General features: G+C 57.8%; 15 protein-coding genes. 6 read left to right on the top strand and 9 right to left on the bottom strand.

The features are described 5' to 3' along the window. Positions 1 to 8 precede the first annotated feature (8 nt). From J7E41_RS12220 to J7E41_RS12205, 4 genes are read right to left on the bottom strand one after another with little or no spacing between them, the layout of a single operon-like run. Positions 9 to 1136: an acyl-CoA dehydrogenase gene (locus tag J7E41_RS12220; RefSeq protein ID WP_214993220.1), complete on the bottom strand. Its 1128-nt coding sequence runs from the start codon at positions 1134 to 1136 to the stop codon at positions 9 to 11. Between the two features lie 9 nt (positions 1137 to 1145). Further along, positions 1146 to 2339 carry an acetyl-CoA C-acyltransferase gene (locus J7E41_RS12215; protein ID WP_214993219.1) on the bottom strand — a complete coding sequence of 398 codons (1194 nt, stop codon included), beginning with the start codon at positions 2337 to 2339 and terminating at the stop codon, positions 1146 to 1148. Between the two features lie 12 nt (positions 2340 to 2351). Beyond that, positions 2352 to 3119, bottom strand: a complete 768-nt coding sequence (locus tag J7E41_RS12210) for an SDR family NAD(P)-dependent oxidoreductase (RefSeq protein ID WP_214993218.1) — start codon at positions 3117 to 3119, stop codon at positions 2352 to 2354. A gap of 23 nt (positions 3120 to 3142) precedes the next feature. After that, positions 3143 to 4807 (bottom strand): AMP-binding protein, encoded by a 1665-nt coding sequence (locus tag J7E41_RS12205; RefSeq protein WP_214993217.1) that lies wholly within the window; start codon positions 4805 to 4807, stop codon positions 3143 to 3145. A 228-nt stretch (positions 4808 to 5035) separates the two neighbouring features. On the opposite strand from J7E41_RS12205, the gene J7E41_RS12200 reads away from it, so the two are divergent. From J7E41_RS12200 to J7E41_RS12180, 5 genes are all read left to right on the top strand, one after another. Further along, positions 5036 to 5929 (top strand): bestrophin family protein, encoded by an 894-nt coding sequence (locus tag J7E41_RS12200; protein ID WP_214993215.1) that lies wholly within the window; start codon positions 5036 to 5038, stop codon positions 5927 to 5929. 75 nt (positions 5930 to 6004) lie between these two features. Then, entirely contained in the window at positions 6005 to 7063 is a 1059-nt protein-coding gene (locus J7E41_RS12195; protein WP_214993214.1) for a tetratricopeptide repeat protein, read from the top strand. Between the two features lie 139 nt (positions 7064 to 7202). Further along, on the top strand, positions 7203 to 8705 hold the full coding sequence (locus J7E41_RS12190; RefSeq protein ID WP_214993213.1) for an ATPase domain-containing protein: 1503 nt from the start codon (positions 7203 to 7205) through the stop codon (positions 8703 to 8705). Beyond that, a complete protein-coding gene (locus tag J7E41_RS12185; RefSeq protein ID WP_214993212.1) occupies positions 8702 to 10372 on the top strand; it encodes a response regulator in 1671 nt (556 codons plus the stop codon). The genes J7E41_RS12190 and J7E41_RS12185 overlap by 4 nt, the downstream gene beginning before the upstream one ends. Positions 10373 to 10539: 167 nt before the next feature. Next, entirely contained in the window at positions 10540 to 14334 is a 3795-nt protein-coding gene (locus J7E41_RS12180) for a hypothetical protein (protein ID WP_214993211.1), read from the top strand. A gap of 59 nt (positions 14335 to 14393) precedes the next feature. Here J7E41_RS12180 and J7E41_RS12175 read toward each other — a convergent pair whose 3' ends face one another. From J7E41_RS12175 to J7E41_RS12155, 5 genes are all read right to left on the bottom strand, one after another. Then, complete coding sequence (locus tag J7E41_RS12175; protein ID WP_214993210.1) at positions 14394 to 14771, bottom strand: response regulator; 378 nt, start codon at positions 14769 to 14771, stop codon at positions 14394 to 14396. A gap of 78 nt (positions 14772 to 14849) precedes the next feature. Beyond that, positions 14850 to 16043: a hybrid sensor histidine kinase/response regulator gene (locus J7E41_RS12170; RefSeq protein WP_214993208.1), complete on the bottom strand. Its 1194-nt coding sequence runs from the start codon at positions 16041 to 16043 to the stop codon at positions 14850 to 14852. After that, positions 16037 to 16642 carry a chemotaxis protein CheB gene (locus J7E41_RS12165; protein WP_214993206.1) on the bottom strand — a complete coding sequence of 202 codons (606 nt, stop codon included), beginning with the start codon at positions 16640 to 16642 and terminating at the stop codon, positions 16037 to 16039. The genes J7E41_RS12170 and J7E41_RS12165 overlap by 7 nt, the downstream gene beginning before the upstream one ends. Then, positions 16639 to 17454, bottom strand: a complete 816-nt coding sequence (locus tag J7E41_RS12160; RefSeq protein WP_214993204.1) for a CheR family methyltransferase — start codon at positions 17452 to 17454, stop codon at positions 16639 to 16641. The genes J7E41_RS12165 and J7E41_RS12160 overlap by 4 nt, the downstream gene beginning before the upstream one ends. Positions 17455 to 17469: 15 nt before the next feature. Then, the gene (locus J7E41_RS12155) at positions 17470 to 20970 is read right to left on the bottom strand and encodes a response regulator (protein ID WP_214993203.1); all 3501 of its coding nucleotides are present in this window, start codon (positions 20968 to 20970) and stop codon (positions 17470 to 17472) included. Between the two features lie 229 nt (positions 20971 to 21199). Between J7E41_RS12155 and J7E41_RS12150 the strand changes: the two genes are divergently transcribed. Then, positions 21200 to 24805 (top strand): hypothetical protein, encoded by a 3606-nt coding sequence (locus tag J7E41_RS12150; RefSeq protein ID WP_214993202.1) that lies wholly within the window; start codon positions 21200 to 21202, stop codon positions 24803 to 24805. The last annotated feature ends 296 nt before the right edge of the window (positions 24806 to 25101 follow it).

Raw genomic sequence — 25101 nt, 5'->3', positions numbered from 1 at the left:
AGTGCTCCTCAGAGATTGCGTGAGATGACCATGCGTTGAATATCGCTGGTGCCTTCGTAAATCTGGCAGACCCGCACATCGCGATAGATCCGCTCCAGGGGAAAGTCGCTCAGGTAACCGTAGCCGCCGAGGGTTTGCAAGGCTGCCGAACAGACCTTTTCGGCCATTTCCGAAGCAAACAGCTTAGCCATGGACGCTTCCACCAGTGCCGGCTTGCCGCTGTCACGCAGGGCCGCGGCGTAGTGCACCATTTGCCGAGCGACCGCAATCTGGGTTGCCATGTCCGCCAAGCGAAAGGCGACCGCCTGGTGTTCGATCAGCGCCTTGCCGAAACTTTCGCGCTCGCGGGCGTAATCGCGGGCCGCCTCAAACGCCGCCCGGGCCATGCCCACCGACTGCGAGGCGATGCCGACACGACCGCCCTCCAGGTTGGCCAGGGCGATCTTGTAGCCTTCGCCCTCCTCGCCCAGACGGTTGGCCACCGGCACCTTCACATCCTCGAAGAGAATCTGGCAGGTGTCGGATGCATGTTGGCCGAGCTTGTCCTCGACCCGCGCCACCTTGTAGCCCGGCGAGTCGGTGGGCACGATAAACGCACTGATGCCACGCTTGCCGGCCGCCGGATCCGTCACGGCAAACACGATCACGATCCCGGCGTTTTGCCCGGAAGTGATGAATTGTTTGCAGCCGTTCAACACGTAATGGTCACCGTCCAGGCGGGCACGGGTTTTCAGGCTGCTGGCGTCGGAACCGGCCTGAGGCTCGGTCAGCGCGAAGGCACCGAGCATGGCGCCGCTGGCCAGAGGCTTGAGAAATTGCTCTTTCTGCGGGTCCGTGCCGAACTTGAGGATCGGCACACAACCCACCGAGTTGTGCACGCTCATGATGGTCGAGCAGGCGCCATCACCGGCGGCGACTTCTTCCAGCGCCATGGCGTAGGCCAGGTAACCGGTGTCGCAACCGCCCCATTGTTCGGGAACCAGCATGCCGAAGAAGCCCAACTCGGCCATTTCGCCAACGGCCTCCGTGGGGAAGCGGTGATCGCGATCCCACTCGGCGGCGAACGGTTTAAGCCGCTCCTGGGCAAATTGCCGCGCCGCTTCGCTGATTTGCAGTTGTTCGTCATTGGGTAGCATGGGCGCTCCTTAGTACAGGCATTCAACGGCCATGGCCGTGGCTTCGCCGCCGCCGATGCAGATGGCCGCGACACCGCGCTTCAAACCTTGCTGGCGCAGGGCCGACAACAGTGTCACCAGAATCCGCGCACCCGATGCTCCAATCGGATGCCCCAGCGCACAAGCGCCGCCGTGGATGTTGACCTTGCTGTGAGGGATCTCCAGCTTGCTCATGGTTACCAGGCTGACCACGGCAAAGGCTTCGTTGATTTCAAACAAGTCCACTTCACCCAGGTTCCAACCGGTCTTGCTCATCAGCTTGCGAATTGCCCCCACTGGCGCTACCGGAAACAGGCCAGGCTCATCGGCAAACGCCGCGTGGCCATGAATCACCGCCAAAGGTTTAAGCCCGCGCTTTTGCGCTTCGGACTGGCGCATCAACAGCAACGCCGCCGCGCCGTCGGAAATTGAGCTGGAGTTGGCCGCCGTCACCGTGCCGCCCTCGCGGAATGCAGGTTTCAGCGTCGCGATCTTGTCCAGCTTGGCCTTCGGGGGCTGTTCATCGTGGCTGATGGTTTTCTGTTCCTTGCCGACGGTGACCTGCACCGGGACGATCTCCGCGGCGAAGTTGCCCTCAGTGATGGCCTGTTGAGCGCGGGTCAGGGAGGCAATGGCGAATGCATCCTGGGCTTCACGGGTGAAGCCGTTATGTTCGGCGCAGTCTTCGGCAAAGGTGCCCATCAGGCGGCCCTTGTCGTAGGCGTCTTCCAGGCCATCGAGGAACATATGGTCGATGACCCGGCCATGGCCCATGCGGTAACCACTGCGGGCGCGGTCCAGCAGGTACGGGGCGTTGGACATGCTTTCCATGCCACCGGCGATGATCACGTCGACGCTGCCTGCCAGCAGAGAGTCATGGGCGAGGATGGTGGCTTCCATGCCCGAACCGCACATTTTGTTGAGGGTGGTGCAGCGGGTGGATTTGTCCAGCCCGGCACCCAGCGCAGCCTGACGTGCGGGCGCCTGGCCCAACCCGGCGGGCAGCACACAACCGAACAGCACTTCATCCACCGCATCACTGGCGATACCGGCGCGTTCAACCGCTGCGCGAATCGCCGCCGAGCCAAGTTGCGACGCGGTCAGCCCCTTGAGGTCGCCCTGGAAACCGCCCATGGGCGTGCGGACGGCGCTGACGATAACGATGGGGTCGTGATTAGTAGTCATCACAAATACTCCTTATTTGGCGGCCATGCGCAAGGCACCGTCGAGACGGATCACCTCGCCGTTGAGCATGCTATTTTCAATGATATGCCGGACCAGCGCGGCGTACTCGCTCGGCTTGCCCAGGCGTGGCGGAAACGGCACGCCGGCGGCCAGGGACTCGCGCACCTCTGGGGTCATGCCGGCCATCATCGGCGTCTCGAAAAGACCGGGAGCGATGGTCATCACCCGAATGCCGAAACGCGCCAGTTCCCGGGCGGCGGGCAACGTCAGGCTGGCAATCGCGCCCTTGGAGGCCGCATAAGCCGCCTGGCCGATCTGGCCATCGAAGGCGGCCACCGAGGCGGTGTTAATGATCACGCCGCGCTCGCCGTCTGCATTGGCCTCGGTTTCGGCGATGGCCGCTGCACACAGGCGCAACAGGTTGAAGCTGCCAATCAAGTTGACGTTGATCACCTGGGAGAAACTGCCCAGGGCATGAGGACCGTTCTTGCCAAGGATCTTCTCGCCACGCACCACTCCGGCGCAGTTCACCAGCCCATGCAAACCACCGAAGGCGGCAACGGTGGCCTGCACGGCCGCTTCGGCGGCGGCTTCCTGGCTGATGTCAGCCACGGTGCTGCGGGCCTGATCGCCCAGTCTGGTGGCCTGGGCGGCAACGGCGTCGGCGTTCAGGTCGACCAGCATCACCTTGGCACCGGCCGCCACGAGCATTTCTGCGGTGGCTGCACCGAGGCCCGAGGCGCCACCGCTGACCAGAAAAACCTTGTTCTCAATCTGCATCACTGTTTCCTTGAAAGATGAGGTCAAGCCGTAGGGGCAGCAGCTTGCGCCGCCTGGACCTTGGCAATTTCCTGATTACGCAAAATAAAGCGTTGCAGCTTGCCGCTCGGGGTCTTGGGCAGCTCACTGACAAATTCGATTTCCCGTGGGTACGCGTGGGCCGCCAAGCGCTTGCGCACGTGTTGGCGCAGCTCCTCGGCCAGTTCCGGCGCGGCGCGGTATTGCGCGCTGAGCACCACAAACGCCTTGACCAGCTCGGTACGCTCCGGGCACGGCTTGCCCACCACCGCCGCTTCCACCACCGCAGGGTGTTCGATCAGCGCACTTTCCACATCGAAGGGGCCAACCCGGTAGCCGGAGGTGGTGATCACATCGTCGCTGCGCCCGACAAAGCTGATGCTGCCGTCGGGATTCAATTCCACGGTGTCGCCGCTGAGGTAGTACTGGCCGACGAAGGCCTTGGTCTTGACCCCTTCGTAGCCGGCGAACCAGCACATCGGTGACTGGTCGCGGTCGATGGCCAGAATCCCCGGCTGGCCGGCGGGCAATTCCTGGTGGTTATCGTCCAGCACCACAATGCGATGGCCCGGCGAGGCGAAGCCGGCCGAGCCGACGTGCACCGGGTGATCCAGGCCATGGTGGTTGCACAGGACCATGCCCAGTTCGGTCTGGCCGTAATGGTCGTGGATGGTGACGCCCAGGTTGTCGGCGAACCAGCGGATCACTTCCGGGTTCAAGGGTTCGCCGGCGCTGCTGACAATCCGCAGCTTGCCCTTGATCGAGCCGGCGAAGTGTTCGCCACCGGCAATCAGCAACCGATAGGCCGTGGGTGAACCGGTGAGGTTGGTGATGCCGTATTTATTGATGACCCGGCAGGTGCTTTCCAAGGTGAACGGGCCATCGTAAAAGGTGATCGGATGGCCCATGGACAAGGGACCGGTCACGCCAAAGTAGATGCCATAGGCCCATCCTGGATCGGCCACGTTCCAGAAGGCATCGTCGGGACGCAGGTCTACGGCATCACGGGTGTAGCTCTGGAACGCGACAATCGCCTTGAGCGGCACCGCCAAGGCTTTCGACGGGCCAGTGGTGCCTGAGGTGAACATCAACAGAAAGGGATCATCGGCGCCCAGCAGCACCGGCTCGCAGACGTTGGAATGATTGGGCAACTCCGCCCAGAAACTGAAGTCGCCACGCACAATACCTTCGCCCTTGGGGCCGGCGACGGTGACGATGGTTGGGCAGTCGGCAACTTCATTGAGTTTGTGCCGGTTGACCGCATCGGTGACTACCAGCGCGGCACCGGAGCTACTCAGGCGGTGCTCGATGGCCTTGGGGCCGAACGCGGTGAACAGCGGCTGATAGACCGCGCCGATGCGCCAGGTGGCAAACACCACCACCAGCAACTCGGCAGTACGCGGCAACAGGCCGGCCACTTTGTCACCCCGCTTGACGCCCTGGGCCAGGAGGAAATTGGCGAAGCGCGCCGCCTGATCCTGCAACTCGCTGAAGGTGCACGTGGCGCTGCGGCCATCCTTGCCCTCCCAGAACAGCGCAATACGCCCTGGCAACGCATGCCGGTCGCAGCATTCAACGCAGGCATTGAGCCCTTGCAGGCTGCCGGACAGTGCGGCATCGACCGTTTGCTGGTAGTTGAACTGGGTGGTGGCCGTCGAGTAATCACGCATCGCTTCAAATCCCTCTGTGTTTTTGTTTTCAGGATGGGCTACGTAAACCGGGGAAATAGTCGCCCCAGAGCGCCCGACGGACAATGGTCAAAGCCTTCAACATGGCTGACTGGTTTGGCCAATAGCCTGGGTCATAGAGCCCGCCGATCACGTGGTCGACACTGGCGATTGGACGCTGTGCCGCCAGGCTTCTAATCTGATGGCCTGCACTTGCGATGAAGCCCTCCGATGATCGTCCGTCCAAAACCCAAACTGCTCGGCATCCTGTTCTCGCTCAAAGGCTCGATTGCCAAGCGCATCGCCATGCGCAGCCTGATGGTCACGTTGCTGGCCTCGGTGATCGTGCTGGTGGAAACCCTGCACCCGGCGTATTTCTCCAAGGTCAACGCCACGCCCTTCACCTTGTTGGGCCTGTCGCTGTCGATCTTCATGAGTTTTCGCAACAACGCCTGCTACGACCGCTGGTGGGAAGGTCGCAAGCAACTGGGTCAGATGATCATTGAGATACGCTCGTTGATCCGTGAAACCCAGGTCTTGCGTGACCCCACCGAGCGTGCCGGCGTGCTCCGGGGGTTGTGCGGGTTTGCCCACGGCCTGGTTGCGCACCTGCGGCGCGAAGATGAGGTGCGCGTCATCCAGCCATGGATCGCCGTGACCCCAGGCCACCCCAACCTTCCCGACAGCGTCCTGCAAGCGGTCGGCGCCCAGTGTTCGACGGCGGCAGAACAAGGTCGGATCAGCGACTGGCGCTACACTCAGTTGGAAACCCGGCTGGTGGGCCTGAGTCAGGTCCAGGCGGCCTGCGAGCGGATAAAAAGTACCCCGCTGCCCTTCCCCTACACCTTGCTGCTGCACCGCACCATTTACCTGTTCTGCATTCTGCTGCCCTTCGCCATGGCAGAGCCCCTGGGCTGGCTCACGCCGATCTTCACCGCTATCGTCAGTTACACCTTCTTTGGACTGGACGCGATCGGCGATGATCTGGAGGACCCGTTCGGCTTCGACGAAAACGATCTACCCTGCGATGCCATCGTGCGCACCCTGGAACGGGAAATCCTCGCCGCCCTCGGCGAAACCCAACTGCCGCCGGCCCTGGAGCCCGTGGACTATGTGCTGACGTGATGCAGGTTTGACACATCGAGTGGTCTGACCGAAGCTGATGGCTTTGTAATAGCTGCCCAGCTTTTGGACGCCCGAATGTCAAAGTCTCGCCGTTACTCCATCATCGGCTTGTGCGCCCTGTTGTTTATCGTGCTGATCACCTGGTATTTCACCCGCACCGCTCAAGTGGCCGTGCCACCCGCCATTGCCCATGGCTATTCCAAAGCCTTGAAACAAGCCCATAACGGCGAACCAGGCGCCGCACGGGTGTTGTATCAACAACTGGGGCGCCCGGACTTGTCCGATGTACGCCGGGCGGCCCTGCATGTCGAACTGCCGAACTACCCCAGCCCTCAGGCCTTGAAGCTGGCAGACAAGGACCTGGCCAACGAAGCCCCGATGGTGCGCCAGGCGGCCATCCATAGCGTTGTCGGACTGGTGCCCAGCGGCCAGCGCACCTTGTTGCTCGGCCCTCTGCTGGAAGATCCCGAACAAAGCGTACGGTTTGCCGCCGCCAACGCCTTGCTGGGCCTTTCGCCCGACACCCTCGGTTTGTATTTCGGCCCGTTGCAACGAGTGCTCGATGAATTCGAGAAGCAGCTCAAGGGCCAACCCGAAACCGCCGAGGGCTGGATCCAACTGGCCCGCCTATACATTCACAACGCGCGCCTGGTAGAGGCGCAAAGTGCTTTGGAACAGGCCTTACGCCTTGCGCCGGACAACCTGCCGGCCGTCGTGGCGCAGATCGAGTTGCTGGACAAACAAGGCAAGGTCGACGATTCCCGTCAATTACTGGCCAACCAACTCCAGGCCCATCCTGAGTCGGCCTACCTGCAACACGCCCTGGGCATGTGGTTGTTGCACCATGGCGAACGCGAATACGCCCTGCTCGGTCTGTCCAAGGCCGTGGAGCTTGAGCCGGACAATCAGGATTACCGCTACGACCTGGCCACTACCTTGCACGCCCAGCAGGAACTGGAAGCTGCCCAGCGTCAGTTGGAAGAGATCGTCCAGCGCCACCCGGAGAACCGCAAGGCACGGGTGCTGCTGGTTAACTACTGGACGCAAAGCGGCCAGTTGCAAAACGTCCAGGTATTATTGGCACAGCTGGAACAGCAGAACCCCGACGATCCTGCGCTGCAACAGGGTCTGTAGCCCTGCAAAGGTTGGAACTGCGCGCCACTTTGCATAATTGAAAGATAACGTTGAACGGCCCCACGGCTCCACGGTCAAGTGAATAAGGCACGCCTCACCCGGCGTACCCTTCTACTGAAACGTGAAACGAGGGCACTCCTTGTCTACATCCAAAGAGCTGTTCACAGCAAAAGCAGCAACCGGTATCGAAGGGCTCGATGACATCCTTTCCGGCGGGCTGTCCCGTAGCCATCTGTTCCTGCTCGAAGGCGAACCCGGCACCGGCAAAACCACCGTGGCCCTGCATTTTCTCCAGGCAGGGGCCAGGGCGGGCGAGCGCTCGCTGTACATCACGCTGTCGGAAACCGAGCGTGAACTGCGCCAAGGCGCCAAATCCCACGGCTGGGACCTGGATGAAAACATCCATATCTTCGAGCTGACCCCGCCGGAAAGCCTGCTCAACGCCGAGCACCAGCAAAGCCTGCTGTACTCCTCGGACCTGGAACTGGGGGAAGCCACCCGACAGATCTTCGAAGTGGTGGAGCGGGTCCAGCCGACCCGCGTGGTCATCGATAGCCTCTCGGAAATCCGCCTGCTTGCGCAAAGCTCCTTGCGTTATCGCCGGCAGATCCTGGCGATCAAGCACTACTTCGTACGCTACGACGCCACCGTCCTGCTGCTGGACGACCTGACCACCGAGTCCCTCGATAAAACCGTACACAGCGTGGCTCATGGGGTGATTCGCCTGGAAGAACTGACCCCCAACTACGGCGCTGAACGGCGGCGTGTACGGATTGTGAAGTACCGGGGGCAGAAATACCGCGGTGGTTTTCATGACTTCACCATCATGGAAGATGGCGTCCATGTGTTCCCTCGCCTGGTGGCGGCCGAGCACCGTGGCGGCTACAGCCGCGAAACCTTGACCAGTGGCATCCGCGAAATGGACGCACTCCTGGGGGGCGGTATCGAGACCGGGTCCAGCACCCTGATCCTCGGCCCTGCGGGTACCGGCAAGTCGCTGATCTCGATGATCTTTGCTGCGGCCGCCGTGGCACGAGGCGAAAAAGCGGCGTTGTTCATTTTTGATGAAGAACTGGGGCTGCTGTTCGAGCGAATGAAGAACATGGGCATCGACCTGGAGGCCCTGCAACAAACAGGCAATCTGCTGATTGAGCAGGTAGATGCCGCGGAGCTGTCCCCTGGGGAGTTCTCGCACCGGGTCCGACGTTGCATCGATGAGCGCGGGATCAAGACCGTGGTGATCGACAGTATCAACGGCTATCAGGCCGCCATGCCGGAAGAGAACGCCCTGATCCTGCACATGCACGAACTGCTGCTCTACCTCAACCGCCGAGGCGCCGCGACCTTCATGACCGTGGCCCAGCACGGCCTGGTGGGTGATATGCAGGCGCCAGTGGACATTACCTACCTGGCCGACACGGTCATCCTGCTGCGCTACTTTGAAGCGCTGGGTAAAGTCCGCCGGGCCATTTCGATCATCAAGAAACGTACCGGCAGCCATGAGTCGACCATTCGTGAATACCGCATTGGTGGCCGAGGCATGACCATCGGCGAACCTCTCGAGGCCTTTCAAGGTGTGCTGCGCGGCGTACCAAACTATATGGGTGCGGGCAGTCCATTGCTGCAGGATGAAGGAATATGAGTGGCTTGCCAGCCATCTCCGAGCGCGCGATCATTCTCGCGCCGCTGGGACGCGACAGCGCACTGGCGCTAATGATGCTCAATGAAGCAGGCTTCTGCGGCATCATCGCCTCCCACTTGCAGATGTTATGTGACGAACTCGAACAGGGCGCCGGCCTGCTGATCATCGCCGTCGAAGCCCTGCGCGGTGTCAACCTGAACCCGCTGCTCGACTACCTGCATCAACAGCCTGCCTGGTCGGACCTGCCTATCGTGCTGATGACTCACCACGGCGGTGCGGAGCAAAACGCTTCCTCGCACCTGAGCACACTGCTGGGCAACATCACCTTGCTGGAGCGCCCTTTTCATCCGGTGACCCTGATCAGCCTCGTGACCACGGCCCTGCGTGGTCGACGCCGACAATATGAGGCCCGGGACCGCTTGATCGACCTGAGCCAGGGCGAGTTGCGCCTGCAACGTACCCTGGAGACCCTCGAGCAGCAGGTTGAAGAGCGCACCGCACAGTTGCGTAACAACGAGGAGGCGCTGCGCCAATCACAGAAAATGGAAGCCGTCGGGCAGTTGACCGGCGGTATCGCCCATGACTTCAACAATATGCTTACCGGGATCATCGGCAGCCTGGAGTTGCTGCGCAGGCGACTGGCCCGAGGCCGGCTGGAAGACCTCGACAGCTTGATCGACCTGGGCGTCACTTCAGCCAACCGCGCCGCCGGCCTGACCCACCGCCTGCTGGCGTTTTCCCGTCGCCAGTCACTGGATTCAAAGCCGGTGGAGATCAATCACTTGGTGACATCCATGAGCGAGTTGCTGCAGCGCAGCCTCAACGAAAGCATCGTCCTGGATATGCGCCTGAACGAACCGCTCTGGGTTGCCGAGGCCGACCCCAATCAACTGGAAAGCGCCCTGCTCAACCTGGCGATCAACGCCCGGGACGCGATGCCCGACGGCGGCCAACTGGTGGTGGAAACCAGCAATCGCCATCTGGACAGCGTTTTTACATCGGCTTATGGCACCCTCACCCCCGGTGACTACGTGGAGCTGAGCGTCAGTGATACCGGCTGCGGCATGCCCGATAGCGTGATCAGCCGCGCATTCGACCCCTTCTTTACCACCAAACCCATTGGCCAAGGGACTGGCCTGGGCTTGTCGATGATCTACGGCTTCGCCCGACAGTCCCACGGCCATGTGACCATTCACAGCGTTGTCGGCGAAGGCACCACCGTCAGCCTGTTCCTGCCGCGCTGTGCCGGTGAAGTGGCAGTTGATGGCCCCCTCGATCCTGCCCTGCAGCCTTACGCCAATATCGGTGAAACGGTGTTGATCGTCGAGGATGACCCGGCAGTGCGGGCGCTGGTGAGTCAGGTGTTAAGCGAGCTGGGTTACGCCTTTGTCGAAGCCGGGGATGCCGACAGTGCCATGCCGATTATCGAATCCGGCCAGCGGATTGACCTGATGATCAGCGACGTAGGCCTGCCGGGGATGAATGGTCGGCAACTGGCAGAAATCGGGCGACAGGTTCGTCCGGACTTGAAGGTGTTGTTTATCACAGGGTATGCCGAGCACGCGGCGGTGCGCGGCGGGTTTCTGGATCCGGGGATGCAGTTGATCACCAAGCCGTTTACGTTTGATTTGTTGACGGCGAAAGTGCGGGAGATGATTCGGGCGTAATGACATAAGTACGGCTATTGCCTGTAAGGCACGCTGGCAGGGCAAAACGCTGAAACTATTACTTCTCCGCGAGTTGGAATCGCCCATGGGGTTTGGGTACGAAGGTTTACGTCAAAGGGAATGAGATGTTCCCCCAAGATGTCCCAATAACCAGAATGAGCCCGCCAATGATCACTTCCAGCAGCGTTATTCAAACACCCCGTCAAATGCCCTTGAATGGCGCCTCAGCACAGGTTCCCGTCGAATCGCCACAGATCACCCGGCACAAGCGCGATACCGAAACATCTGCCGAGCCTGACGACGACACCCTTGCAAGGGATGACAGCTACATGGCGGAGCGTGTTGCCAACGGGATGATTGCGAGAAACTCCAGACCAGACGCCAGCCGCCAGGCTCGTTTGGATATTGACCCTTACTCGACGTTCGGCCAGTGGTGGGCGCAACTGGGTCGAGCCATGTCCAATCCGGCTGTTCGTGAATGGGCGATTGCGCAGGGAATCACGGATCCCCGCACGATCAGTATCTCTCCCGAAAAAGGTGAAATCTCCTTTCAGACCAAACCCGACAGGTTAATAAAGACCTTTGGGCCAGGCGACAAGGAGTGGTCAGCCGTCAGCGGCCCTATTTTGGCCGCCGCAAAAATCATAGCCGCCGGCAGCGATTCCTCCAGCTTTCATCCTGCATTATCTCCAACCGTGGACAATGCGCCATTATCGCTGGTACTGCGTTTTTACGGAGTGCCGCAGACGTTGTCGCCCAACGAAGCACTCGAGTACGCCCGCATGCTGCAACGCGACAAAACCTTCCCGGACGCACCATCGGCGTTGAGTGAGGTACGTAGCGAGGACGCGCTCAAACAGCAAACTTCTCTACTGGGCGACCATATCACCGAGCACGAAGCAAAACGCACGCTCAAGTTTGTATTCAATCACATGCAGAGCAACCAGCTTGCAAACTCGTTGATTGACGAACACCTGGACGGGCAGATGTTCCTGGTCCATCCCGACAGCACCTATCCAAAAGATAAACAAAACAACTTGGGCCAAACAAGCCTCAAGCAATATGTGGAACACAACGGTTGGAAGGTGCCCACTAACAGTCATGAGCTGAACAACCTTGCCGCTGCCCTCCTCAACCCTGCCCCCACAAGCCTGCCCAACGCTAATTATGCCGGCGCACTGGCATGGCCGATCCCGCTTGACAGCGCCAGCGAGTCACACCTCAAGACCATCCTGCGTCAAGGCAAGATCGGTGATATTGACCTGAGCCCCTTCAAGAACGTGCTGGAATACTTGATGGGCGACATGACGCCGACATATGCCGAATCGCGGAATAACCCGCGACAAATAATCGACAAGTTGATCCAGTCGCCCAAGGGCCAGGCCCTGGGCAAAGCGATTCAAACCCTGTTCGACGCTCGATCAGTCAAAGGCAGTGCCGATGACTGGTTGTTGGCTGCCTTGAGTCTTCATCAAGACGATAAGGCGGACACCCCGGGGGAGTCTCCAAAAGCCAGCATCGCGGGCAGGTCGTTTGCGGTACCTGATCAGGTTAACCGCAGTGCTTCATCGTTCATCTTCCGTCTGGCCGAAGGTGAGGTTTTCGCAGGCAAGGCATCAACCTTAGATAAGGCGTGGGTTCAAACTCATCTCCTGCTATCAACCCGCGCTCCGGAGTTTCTGGTCAAGGACATCCCGGATAAAGTGGCCTTCGGCTCCCACAGTTGGGTCAGCTTTGCCACCGCCGTGGGGCGCCTTGAGGCCATCGCGCCCGGCTCAACGGCGACGATGAACTACGCCGACGTCATGCGTCACGCGTCCGTTGCACCTATCACGGAGGCAGAACGCCAGATCGAATACCTCGCTCAGCAAGAAGCGCTCAAGGATTGGGGCGCTGCCAACGGCCTGTCCTACCCGCAGACCGCCGCACAAATGAACACCGTGCGTGAGGCCTTTAATGCGCAGGTCAATGAGTTGAAAGCCGCCTCTGAAGCGCTAAGCACCCCGATGCCAACAGGCAAAGACTTGGCATTAAAATATTTGACAACTGCCATGCCGGACATGGACCCGGCACTGTTTGATAAAAAATGCATAACCGCGTCTCCAGTCAACCTGGACTATCCCGGACCTTATTCACTCCTGGACTTGTATCTGAAAAATGAATACATACTCAAAGCACCCACCGACGGAACACTCGGCGCTTTGTCCAACTTTCCAGCCATCATCTCTCTCACCAATTTCGGCGAGCCAAACTCTAGCCGCTGGGTATCTTCCTCAAGCGACGTAAGCATCAACGAATTCCAAACAAAGTACGCCTCCAAACAACTACCATCCCTTCCAACCGCCTTCGATGATGCGTTCTCAAAATACATTACCACGACAGAAAAAAGTATCGCCACCCAAATAAAATACCTGATATCGCAACAGCCGCTACATATACAACAAGCCATTGAAAACGGTGAACTCACTATTCTGCGAAAGGACAAGCTTGATTACACGCTCAGAACTGTAAAGTCGCACGATTTTTGGACACCCCATACCAAAGAGCGCGAGAACAACAACCTATTACTAAAGATCAAAAACAATGGCAGGGTTAGCATTTATGAAGTCGATCTGAAAAAAGGTCTATTCACGGACCGCTCACACCTAGGGGATCTACAGCCCGGAAAATATCCAGCCGGTCAAAAGCGGCCTGACACTGAGTATGTTGAAGTTAAACCCCGCACGCCCAGCAAATACTCATCTGACATTACTCATGAAAAAACCAGCCCCACCGACATTCCCTACAGTTTTAAGAGCGAGCGATCATCATACATCGCAGATGCTTATGTAAAAAACATTGATCTTCCCGAGCTCAAAAACCAAGCCAAGGGGATGACGACGTTTGATAGCCAGATCGTGCTCTCCAAAAAAATCAACGAATTCATGCTCAACCTGATTCCTGGTAGATCAGCAATTGTCAATTTTATGGACGGTAAAATCGTCGAGGGCCTTACAGATCTGGCAATCGACGCATTAGGTTTTGTGGTAGGCATCGGCGCGGCCGTAAAGGGTGCTAAGGCGGCGTCAGTTGCAGCGTCGGCGCTTAGCAAAGTACTCCGAACTACCAAAATTGTGGGACGGGCGGCCATTGGCGCCCTGAATCCCCTGGATGGTGCCGTTGACCTGTTTCGGGGAGGCGCCAAATTGGCACGCCATGGTTTTAATAAGCTATCCAAAGGGCTGACTAAGGTCGATGCGCTTTCACTGGCTAAAGTACCTGGCATTGCCGAGGGTTCCTTGAAAGCAATCAACAACGTTGAGGACGTCAAGGTATTCGCGAAACTTGACGACGCCACTGGGAATTGGCACGCCATAGATCCGAAATCAGGAAAGGCCTACGGAGGACCACTCGAAAACTTCCAGCCCAAAGTACTTTCAAGTGACGAGCTGAAGGGAAATATCGAAAAATTATATAAAGTGATAGATGGAAAGTCCGAACTAAGAATTTGTTATGCTACCGCCCTGCGTAGCGCACAGGCAGATAAGAAAATCACTGAAAAAACATTCAAAACCCTTATTTCAGAGGTGTTGAATGGCGGCACTCCCCGCTACAATGAACTGATGAACATTAACCCCAGCACACTGAAAGACACTTTCAGGGCGGCAGATGTTTCCGAGTCAGGAGTCGTAACTTTTGTCAGCAAGGGTGGATACAACGAGGGAAAAGTCACTCATGCGGTATATATTCAAAAAGCCAGCGATGGCGAACTCTATCTTTATCACTCCAATTCACATACCTTGGACCAGCACCTTGGCGGTCTGACCACACCACCGGCGACAGCAGGCGAAGCCAATGTTTACAAGCTCGGCATTGAGCAACAAGCAGGTATTCAAAACTTCATGAACTCGGCACAGGGCTATAGCATGGTGTTCACGCCCACCAGTAGCCTGAACGCACGGGTCACGGCATTGGCCAAGTAGCTTCACAAGAAACCGGGAGCAGGCTCAGAAAGAGCCTGAACCGCCTCACTGACAGGTACTCACGCCAATAACTTCTGAATATGCTCCTGCAACGTATCCAGATCAAACGGCTTGGCCAGGATCGGAGCATTACGAGTAATCGGACTGTTGCAGTCCAGAATCTCCTGCGGATAGCCACTGATAAAGATGACTTTCAGCTCAGGCCGCAGTTTGACCGCCGGTTCAGCGATCTGCACCCCGGAAATGCCACCCGGCAGACGGTAGTCGGTCACCATCAAGTCCAGGTGCGGCTTGGACGCAAGAATCTCGAACGCCTGCTCACCGTCCTCTGCTTTCAACACCCGATACCCCAAGCCCGATAAATACTCGCCCAGGACAAACAGAATCGAAGGGTCATCCTCGACGATCAGTACAACATCTTGTGCATCTTCACTCATGGGAAGCCTTTGTCCGGTCAATTGCTGCTGATACGACCATCGGGTCACACAGAGGTTGCGTCAGATAATCGATTGATTTCACCCACCGGACTCCAGAGGCAGGCACACCCGAAACAACGCGCCCTCGCCTATCCGGCTCTCGACCTCAATCGTCCCGCCGTGAGCCGCGACGATCTGCTCGGAAATAAACAGCCCCAGCCCCAGGCCCGCCACGGAATGGTTGGCGGAAACCCGCTCGAACTGTTGAAAAATTCGCTTCTGGTTGTCTTCGCTGATGCCAATCCCGTGGTCACGCACCTCAACCCGGGCCTCACCATGCTCGGCGTACACCCGCACTTCCACGGGGCTCTTGGCTCCATAGCGTAAGGCATTGGTCAACAGGTTGGACACCACTTGTTCGATCCTGAATTCATCCCAGTTACCTTCCACCGGTTGCGGCGCTTCAAACTGCACCGAAGATTCGGCCGCCGCCACTTGCGGGGCGAAGTTCTCCAGAAGGTTGCGTACTAACTGGGCCAGGTCGAAATGCCCCGGGCGAATCGACAGCTTGCCGGTGCGGATTCGCGACACGTCAAGCATGTCTTCGATCAGGCGGATCAGGCTCTGGATCTGCCGCTCATCACGGTCGACCATGGCGTGCATCTTGTCCAGGGTAAAGGCTGCGGCGTTGTCCCGGGCCAGGTGCATCTTGCGCAACTGGGTTTCCAGGATGAGACCGTTGAGGGGGGTGCGCACCTCGTGGGCAACGATCGACATGAAGTCATCGCGCATGCGTACCGCTTGTTCCAGTTGCGCCTGGGTCGCCTGCAGGCGCGTCAGCAACAGCTCCTGCTCGCGACGGCTCTGCTCCAGGGCCTCGACCTGCAGTTTCATGGCCTTGCTCTGGCGGTACAGGTCGACGAAGACATTGACCTTGCTCTTGACCGCATGGATATCCAGCGGCTTGTGCAGGAAGTCCACCGCACCACTTTCGTAGCCTTTGAACGCATAGTTGAGTTCACGGCCGGCTGCGCTGACAAACACGATGGGGATGTTCTTGGTCTTCTCGGTGCCACGCATCAACTCGGCCAACTCGAAACCGTTCATACCAGGCATTTGCACGTCGAGAATCGCCATGGCGAACTCGTGCTCCAGCAACAGCGACAAGGCCTCATCGGCGCTCAGCGCCTTGTAGACCTGGCGGTCCTCGCGTTTGATCAAGGCCTCAAGGGCCAACAGGTTTTCCGGCAGATCGTCAACGATCAGCAGTTTGGCCTGGACATTACTTAACATGAGGAAGATTCCAGGGTGGCCAGCAAATCGCCAATGCGGCTCAAGGTGAGAATATGGTCAGGTGTGTGCAGCGCCAGAGCGGCCCGGGGCATGACGTCTACCCGCGCCTGCGAAGGATCCTGGACCACCGTGACACCGCCGCGCTGCTTGACGTGAGCCAGACCGCGCGCACCATCCTGATTGGCGCCGGTGAGCAGGATCGCCAGCAGGTTCGGGCCGTAGGCGTCAGCGGCCGATTCAAACAGATAATCAATGGCTGGCCGGGAGTGATGCACACGCTCCTCCTGACTCAACGACAGGCTACGATCGTGCTCCACCGATAAATGGTAGCCAGGGCCGGCAAAATACAGAGTGCCGGCCTCGATCGCTTCCTTGTCTCGCGCCTCCACCACTGGCATCGACACCCGCCGGGCAAAGACCTCGGCCAACTGGCTGCGGCGCTCTTCCGGCAGGTGCAGTACGGTGATGATCGGCAGGCGGAAGCCCTGAGGCAACGTGCCATAAATGCTCAACAACGCCTCGACCCCGCCTGCGGATGCGCCAACGACAATGGCTTCGATACCGGGTACAACCACCGGTGTGGCAGCAACTTCATTCATGATTTTCGGTAGATCCGTTCTTGTTTGACCAAGGGTTCGAACTGTTTGCTGTAGGCGGAAAAATCCAGGGTTTCCTTGCTGCCCAGCACCAGGAAGCCGCGATGGCACAGCGACTCATGAAACAATCCAAACGCTCTGTCTTGTAATTTTTTATTGAAATAAATCAATACATTACGACATGAAATTAATTGAGTTTCTGAAAAGACACTGTCGGTTGCCAGGCTGTGGTCGGCGAATGTCACATTTTCCCGCAGCGTCTTGTCGAAAATCGCGTAATCGTAGGCCGCCGTGTAGTAGTCGGCAAACGAGCGCTGCCCACCCGCTTGCTGGTAGTTGTGGGTGTAGGCGCGGATATTCTCCAAGGAGAAGATCCCCTGCTTGGCCTTTTCCAGGGAACTGGGGTTGATATCAGTGGCGTAAATGATAGTGCGCTCCAGCAAACCCTCCTCCCTCAGCAGGATGGCCATGGAATACACCTCCTCCCCCGTGCTGCAACCGGCGATCCAGATCTTGATCGACGGATAGGTCTTGAGCAGCGGCACCACTTCCTGACGAATCGCCAGGAAGTGCGACGGGTCGCGAAACATCTCGCTGACCGGGATGGTCAGGAACTGCAGCAACTGCATGAACGCCGTGGGATCGTGCAGCACCCGCTCCTGCAAGGCCGAAATGGTCTTGCAGTCGAACTGGCGCAAGGCGTGCGCCACGCGGCGCTTGACCGAGGCTGCGGAGTAGTCACGAAAGTCATAGCTGTACTTGAGGTAGATCGCCTCAATCAACAAGCGCAGTTCAATATCAGTACTTCGGTCCAATTAGTGTATTTCCACTTAAATGCGTTCCATCTTCGGCAACCACACGCGAATCAACGAGAACAGTCGATCAAGGTCGATGGGCTTGGCCAGGTAATCGTTAGAGCCTGCCGCCAGGCAGCGCTCCTGATCGTCCTTCATGGCCTTGGCCGTCACAGCAATGATTGGCAGCTTGCGCCAGCGCGGGTCCTGGCGGATCAGCGCGGTGGCTTCATAGCCGTCCATCTCCGGCATCATCACGTCCATCAGCACCAGGTCGATATCGTCGACTTCATTGAGTTTCTCGATCGCCTCACGGCCATTACGGCCAATGACCACAATCGCCCCCTTGTGTTCCAGGGCACTGGTGAGGGCGAAGATGTTGCGTACATCGTCGTCCACCAACAGCACCTTGCGCCCCTCGAAGACCTTGTCGCGGCTGCGGGCGGTCTTGAGCATCTTCTGGCGCTCTTGGGACAACTGGGATTCGACTTTGTGCAGAAACAACGTCACTTCGTCCAGCAACCGTTCAGGTGAGCGGGCGCCCTTGATGATGATCGAGCGTGAATATTTGCGCAGCTCCGCCTCTTCATCCCGGGTCAGGTTGCGCCCGGTGTAGACAATCACTGGCGGGAACGAGCAGATATCCTCGGTGGCCATGCGCTTGAGCAGCTCGTTGCCGAGCATGTCCGGCAGCTTGAGGTCGATGATCATGCAGTCATAAATGTTGCTGCGTAGCAGGTCCAAGGCCTCCTGGGCGAAGCCAACGGCGGTGATTTCGATGTCATCGTCGCCAATCAGGCGGGCAATGCTGTCGCGCTGCAAATCATCGTCTTCCACCAGCAGGATACGTTTGACCTTTTGCGTCAGCTTGGCTTCCAGGCGCGCAAACACGTCCTTGAGCTCTTCGCGGGTGGTGGGTTTGACCGCATAACCGATGGCGCCCATGTGCATGGCGGCTTCGACACGGTCTTCCACGGAAATCACATGCACCGGGATATGCCGGGTTTGGGCGTGTTCCTTGAGGCGTTGCAACACGGTCAGTCCGGAGTGGTCCGGCAGGCGCATGTCCAGCAAGATCGCGTCCGGCAGATACTGTTCGGCCAGGCTGTAACCCTCGTCCGCGCCATGAGCCACCAAACAGTGGTAACCCAACTCGTGGGCCAGGTCGAAGAGGATGCGCGCAAAATTCGGCTCGTCCTCCACCACCAGAATGCAGCGAGTGGCAAACGGCGCCTTTTCGCGATCGTCGGCAAAGCGCGGGATCAGTGCTTCGTCGGCCACCGGCAGTGGTGAAACCTTGATCGACACTGTGGGCGCAGGAGTAACCACCACCGCGCGGGAGCGCTCGATAGCCGGAGCGTCTTCGTCACGTTCGACATACTGTTCCGGCAACACCAGGGTAAAGATACTGCCCTGGCCCGGCTCACTGGTGACGCTGATGTAGCCCCCCAGCAACGTGGCCAGGTCTCGGGAAATCGAGAGCCCCAGGCCAGTGCCGCCATAACGGCGGTTGGTGGTGCCATCGGCCTGGCGGAAGGCTTCGAAAATACTTTCCTGCTGGTCCGGGGCAATACCGATCCCGGAATCGCGCACGGTGAAGGCAATGCCCTCCCCGGGCTGACGGGAAACGCTCAGGCTGACCTGGCCCTTCTCGGTGAATTTGACGGCGTTGGACAGCAGGTTCTTGAGGATTTGCTCCAGGCGCTGGCGGTCGGTGAACAGCATCAGTGGCGCACCCTCCTGCACCTCCACCTGGAACCCCAGTTTGCGGTCGGCCGCCAAGGGTTCGAACATCCCGCGCAGACCATCCGCGAGGCGCGCCACGCTGGTGTTCTCCGGGCGCACTTCCAGTTTGCCGGCCTCGACCTTGGCAATATCCAGGATGTCGTTTATCAGGTTGAGCAAATCGTTACCCGCCGAATAGATCGATTCGGCAAACTTGACCTGTTCGGCGCTGAGATTTTCCTCGGCGTTCTCCGCCAGCAACTTGGCCAGGATCAGCGAACTGTTGAGCGGTGTGCGCAGCTCGTGGGACATGTTGGCGAGGAACTCGGACTTGTACTTGCTGGAGCGCTGCAATTCGTCGGCGCGATCCTCCAGTTCGACCTGCACACGATTGAGTTCAACGTTCTTGCGGTCCATGGCGTCGCGCTGGTCGGCCAGGATCTGGGTCTGCTCGGCCAGTTGCTCGTTGGTCTGCTCAAGCTCCGCCTGCTGGGTTTCCAGGTAAGCCTGGGATTCCTTGAGGATGCGTGACTGTTCTTCCAGTTCCTCGTTGGCGGTCTTGAGTTCTTCCTGTTGCACTTGCAGCTCTTCATTGAGCTGCTGGGTCTCGGCCAGCACTTCCTGTAGGCGCTGGCGATAACGCGCCGCTTCGATGGAGGTACCGATATTGCCGGCGATCAGCTCCATCAATTCGACATCACGCTCATCCAGCGGGCGCAAGAAGCCCAGCTCGAGCACCCCGTTGACCCGGTCATCGTCACTGGTAGGCACCACCAGCACGCTGCGTGGCGCCCCGTCGCCAAGGCCGGAACTGACCTTGAAGTAGTCCACAGGCACATCATCCAGGCGAATCAGGCGGCGTTGTTGAGCAGACTGGCCGACGATGCCTTCGTCGTTGTAGATCGATTGCTCCTGCTGCTCCTGCTCACGGGAGAACCCGTACGCGGCCACGCGCGTCAGGCCACCGTGCTCTTCGCGAACATACAGGGCGGCAACCACCGAGCCCATGTATTGGGCGAAGAATTGCAGGATGTTACGACCCAGCAGGTTCAAGGTCAGTTGGCCAAGCACCTGTTCCGCCAGTTCGGTCTGGCCGTTGCGCAGCCAGGCTTGTTGCTCCAGGCGCTTTGAAATCTTCATTTGTGACGCGAGGTTTGAACTATAACTATCTGAAAGTAATAGTAAATTTTTTCTACCTGCGTAGGCTAGAAAACCACTCAGGCCCAGGACAAACAACAGATAGAGGGTGACACTCAGGACGGTGGTGCGGGTGACGTCCTCATTGCGAGTGATGCGAAACTGTTGCTCCATCGCCACCGCCTGGTCGTACTCCTTGCGGATTTCATCGGTCAGGCGCTTGCCCCGCCCAGCCTGTACGGCAGCCCGGTAATCGCCGTTCTGGCGGCGCATTTCGATCATTTCCTGGGCGTACTTATTCCACTCATTCTGCAAGGACTCCAGACGCTGGAGACGGTCGACCTGCTGCGGGTTGTCCGACACCAGCGCCTGCAGCCCACGCAGGTCGGAAATGATCCGTGGCTGGGCCACTTCATACGGGTCGAGGAAATGCTCGTCGCCAGTGATCAGGAAACCACGCATGCCGGTTTCCAGGTCAATGGTCAGTTTCGAGGTTTCGTTGAGATTGGTGATCACACGATCGGTGTGCTCCACCCACTGGATCACCGACAGCAAATAGGTAATCAGGCATACAAAAAACACCGCACTGAGTACACCAACCCCCAGCGGCAACGCCACGTTGCGGCTCAGGAGTTTGCGGAAACTGTTCTCATCGATAGACGACGCGGGAGTCATGGGCATGCCTTGGCCAAGTGCGGAAAAACCGCGAGTTTGCCCCAAAGCCGATGTCGAGGGCTATGTTTCTGACGTGTATCAAGCGTGTCACCCACATAAAACCTGACAACTGCCAGCACTGCCAGGCGGAACGCAGTTATCTGTTTTGAACACCCAACGATACGCCTCGGGTACAGGGAAGCTCCTTTGGGAAGGCGTTTTTCCGGAACATTCAAACAGGTAATCCGAGATGAATGCAGTCAACAGCCTACATCTGTCCCCCACCACCAACCTCCAACCAGCACCTGTCACCACCTCCGATACAATTGCTTCCCCGCCTGGGAGTACAAGCGCGACAACCACTTCCACCCTCAACACCCCCCAAGCGCTGCAACAGGCACTCGGCGACCAAGGTAACCGGCACAACCTGGCGCAAGCACTTTATACAGTCGCCCAAGGCTTACCCAAAAACGCCGATGAGCAGGCCGTATTGGCCGCTCTGAAAAACCAGCAAATGGACATTCATCCTGCCTCCAGCTACCCCCAGGAAACTCCGCAGGCAAGCAGGCGAAGCGTCAGCCTTGAATCATTCATCACCCAGAGTCGCCTGGCCCTGCCAAAAACCCAAAACCACTGTGTCTACCTGGCAGATGCTGTAGCCCAGAAAGCACTGCAACATCCTTTAGGCAATTTTGGTGGTGGTCTGTCCTGGCCAATCCCCTTGAGCGTGGAGGATCAAAGCAAGGTCGGCACCCTGGTAGATAAGAATACGGCGGACTTGCCGGGCCTCCCACTACAGGACGTACACAAGGGCGCGCTTGGTTACCTGCTCAGTAGTACCCCCTTGTCCACTGCTGAACTGCAAGATCCTGCCAAAGCGCTGGAAAAACTTGTTGCCTCCCCCGCAGCACAAGCGTTGGGCCAAGCCATCCAGACTCAACTGAACGGTATTCCCACCGCCAACAGCGTCACTGATTATGTACTGGCAGCCATCAACATAGGCCTTGATGCGGACTCCCTGTTTGTGGCGCAGAGAAACAGCGTCGCAGGATTTGACTTGGCAAAGGAACAACACTGGGGCAAACCAGCCTCATCTGTCGTCAATAACCTGAGCCTGCATCTGGTCAGCGAAGGCAAAGCTACAAATGCAACGGCCAAGCTTGCCACTCACCTGCTGCTGGCACGTACCGCACCTCAGTTTCTGGTCAAGGAGATTCCTGCCTCCACCGTTTACGGTAGCCAGGCATGGGCCAACTTCTGCATTGCGGTCGCCAAAGTGGAAGCTGAAGCCCCTGGAACCGCCGCCAACATGACGTTTGCTCAGGTCATGAAAGCCAGTGGCGGATCCGACGCGGCCGCACCCGAGTCTGCGCAGAAAGCCGCGCTGGTGGACTGGGCCGTCGCCAATGGCATCGTTCCTAAGATTAACGACGATACCTATACGCCCGCTCAACTGGAGACGGTAAGAGTCGCCTTCAATCAACAACAAAGTGAACGGATAGCAGCCTCGGGCTTGTTGGACACGCCGATCCCGAGCCGAAAAGAAATTGCGCTGGCCAAGCTTAAGCAGGAGTTTGGGGACAAGGTCCCGTTTGAAGAAAAACTCTTGCGCCTTGACGAGCCCGGCACACCCTACGCCGAACCGCTCTACAACCCGAATCGACGCCCTGCCGGCCTGCATTCGATGCTCGATATTGCCATGATGGAGTTAGGCGACGCCCGATGGAAAACAACCGACGAGCGCATTCCTATTGTCGCGATCAACGCGCCTCTCGAGCTCGAGGTAAACAAGACATTCAACGATCAATTCAAAACAGCCATCGAGTCGCGCCAAACAGGTATTGGCACGACCATCAAACACCTTATTGCCCAGCTCCCATTGGCCGACAGGCAAAACCTGGAACATGGAAAGCTCGAATTTTTCCAGAAAAAAACTTACGCCTTGGGTTTGGACTTCACGTCTAAAACACTTCACGACAAAGACAACAAACTGTTGGTTAAAACCACTGGGGTAAATGGGGAGACCGTCTATGAAATTGACATCAAGAAAGGCGCAATCACCGCTGTTTCAGCATCTGCACTAACTAGGACCAGGGAGCGGCAAGCCAATAAGGTAGAAAAAATAGAACTGTTCACACCGTCCAAAACCAGCGAATCAGACCTGAGCCAAACACCGCAAGGCGGCTCATCGACCGTGCCTCCCAGCTTTTCCTCCACTCGAACACAGTCCATCGCCGATGTATTTGTTGAGCATCTTGATATCGACAGTGAAGACGTGGTGAAACAAGCCAAGGGAGCCAGCACACTCGATAAACAGAAAGAACATGAATGGAAAGTCGCGGACTTTTTCCTGAACCTGGTGCCGCTCAGGTCGGCCATTGTCAACTTTCAGAACGGCAACTACCTGGACGGTGCGACAGACTTGGCGATGGATGTCTTTGGCTTCGTGACGGCCGGCGTGGGAGTGGCAGCAAAAGTCGCTAAGGTCGGAGCCACAGCCGCCAGCACGGCCGCCAAGGCCGTGAAAGTGGCAAAAATCATTGGCGTGGGCACGATCAACGCATTCAATCCGGCGGGCGGTGTCGGGGATCTGCTTGTGGGTGCAGGAAGGGTTGTGGCAGGTGGCGTGAAGGTCGCAGCAAGGGGCTTGGGTTCCGCTGGCAACGCTGGCTTGTCGCTGGTGTCCGATGGGATCAATAAAATCCGAGGCGCATCGGGTGGCTATGATCTGGTAGAGGCCAGCAAGCGCTATGGTATTTCGGCAACAGGCACCTTCAACTATGCAGACAAGACTATGGAAGGAAGTGCCGTCCTGCAAAATGGTAAATGGTATGGCTACGACCCCATAAGCATGCAACCTTTTGGAACCCCGTTGAAAGAGTTCACCCCTAAAATCGGTGCGATAGAGGGGGAAGTCAAGGGCATTAACCACTTCATCAATAAGATCGGCAGCATAGTTGCCCCCACGCCTCCCACGCAGGATTTGGCCTTGGTATTTGAAAAGACCGTCGGCCAGGCAAAATTCACCGGACTTGATGCCTACAACCATGGTTATCAAACAGGAAACTCCGATATCGTCAGCGGATACTTTCCAACAATGAGTGTCACCCAGTTGGCGGAGCTGGCGGTATTGCCAAACCGCACATCAGAAGAAATAGGCTGCATTGTCAGGCTCATGGAAAAAAATAGAATCAGCACTTCAATCTCCAACTCAAAACACTTCAGCATTGATGTAAGAGCTGGCGGCGCAGACAGCGAAATCCGAGCAATGCCACAGGGCTTTTATCTCGGTAACTTCGATGCCCTTAACGAAGGCGAATGCGCAGCGCTATCCAACGCCATGGCGCTGGCGATTCAATACAAAAAAGAACACATCCTCATTGACAACCTTTTCATGACCACGGCCAAACCCGACGCACTTGAAACCATAAACTTTCGCAGCAGGCTCAGCGCCTTCCAAGAGGTGCTGGGGTATAATTTCCACGGCACTCAAACACCTCGACAAGTACATTATCAGACAATAATTTCCGACTTGGCTAATGCACAAACCTCGAAGACATTCATGATTCGTGACAAGGGGCACGGCCTTGTCGCGGGCGTGACGGTAGAAAACAATAACCGGGAATGGTTCTACTTCAACCCCAACTATGGACTGGCTAGATTCAAGAACCAACAGTCGATGGAAATCGCATTGGAGCGTACATTAAACAGCGGAAAATCTGCTACCTTCGCCCAGCCCTATGGTATAGATCGCGCAAACCCTGAATATAAAGTTTCCGAGTTCAACGAGCTGGAGCTGATAAACACCACCCAAAACATTCATAGCCTTTCCAGTTTATTCTCGAAAGCGGCGTAATTCACAAACTAAAACATTCAACACCGAGTACCTGGCACTCCCGCCAGGTACTCACTATCGAGCGCACAAGGTGCGCCCCTGACACGTCGAAAGCCCGAATCACCGACCGAACAAAAACGCCTTTACCACGCGACGACCAGACGGGACATTCCTGCCCGGAGACGGCACAATGCTGCCTCAGTTTCGGGAACTTGCCGTGATCGCCATGACTCACTAGTGTCCTGAGCGGTTAATCCATTAATTTATTTTTGGTCGCACTCAGCTTTGCTTTATGCACCGAACTGATGATGGATTTA

Origin of the sequence: Pseudomonas fluorescens (assembly GCF_018614655.1) — a bacterium.
Classification (GTDB): Bacteria; Pseudomonadota; Gammaproteobacteria; order Pseudomonadales; family Pseudomonadaceae; genus Aquipseudomonas; species Aquipseudomonas fluorescens_BX.
The sequence above is the reverse complement of the archived record's forward strand: the minus strand, read 5'-3'. Positions and strand labels throughout refer to the sequence as shown.

Coding starts and splice junctions, on each gene's coding strand:
- J7E41_RS12180 (WP_214993211.1), top strand. CDS start 10,540: ATGATCACTTCCAGCAGCGTTATTCAAACACCCCGTCAAATGCCCTTG.
- J7E41_RS12170 (WP_214993208.1), bottom strand. CDS start 16,043: ATGTTAAGTAATGTCCAGGCCAAACTGCTGATCGTTGACGATCTGCCG.
- J7E41_RS12205 (WP_214993217.1), bottom strand. CDS start 4,807: ATGCGTGATTACTCGACGGCCACCACCCAGTTCAACTACCAGCAAACG.
- J7E41_RS12175 (WP_214993210.1), bottom strand. CDS start 14,771: ATGAGTGAAGATGCACAAGATGTTGTACTGATCGTCGAGGATGACCCT.
- J7E41_RS12155 (WP_214993203.1), bottom strand. CDS start 20,970: ATGACTCCCGCGTCGTCTATCGATGAGAACAGTTTCCGCAAACTCCTG.
- J7E41_RS12200 (WP_214993215.1), top strand. CDS start 5,036: ATGATCGTCCGTCCAAAACCCAAACTGCTCGGCATCCTGTTCTCGCTC.
- J7E41_RS12210 (WP_214993218.1), bottom strand. CDS start 3,119: ATGCAGATTGAGAACAAGGTTTTTCTGGTCAGCGGTGGCGCCTCGGGC.
- J7E41_RS12185 (WP_214993212.1), top strand. CDS start 8,702: ATGAGTGGCTTGCCAGCCATCTCCGAGCGCGCGATCATTCTCGCGCCG.
- J7E41_RS12220 (WP_214993220.1), bottom strand. CDS start 1,136: ATGCTACCCAATGACGAACAACTGCAAATCAGCGAAGCGGCGCGGCAA.
- J7E41_RS12150 (WP_214993202.1), top strand. CDS start 21,200: ATGAATGCAGTCAACAGCCTACATCTGTCCCCCACCACCAACCTCCAA.
- J7E41_RS12165 (WP_214993206.1), bottom strand. CDS start 16,642: ATGAATGAAGTTGCTGCCACACCGGTGGTTGTACCCGGTATCGAAGCC.
- J7E41_RS12195 (WP_214993214.1), top strand. CDS start 6,005: ATGTCAAAGTCTCGCCGTTACTCCATCATCGGCTTGTGCGCCCTGTTG.
- J7E41_RS12215 (WP_214993219.1), bottom strand. CDS start 2,339: ATGACTACTAATCACGACCCCATCGTTATCGTCAGCGCCGTCCGCACG.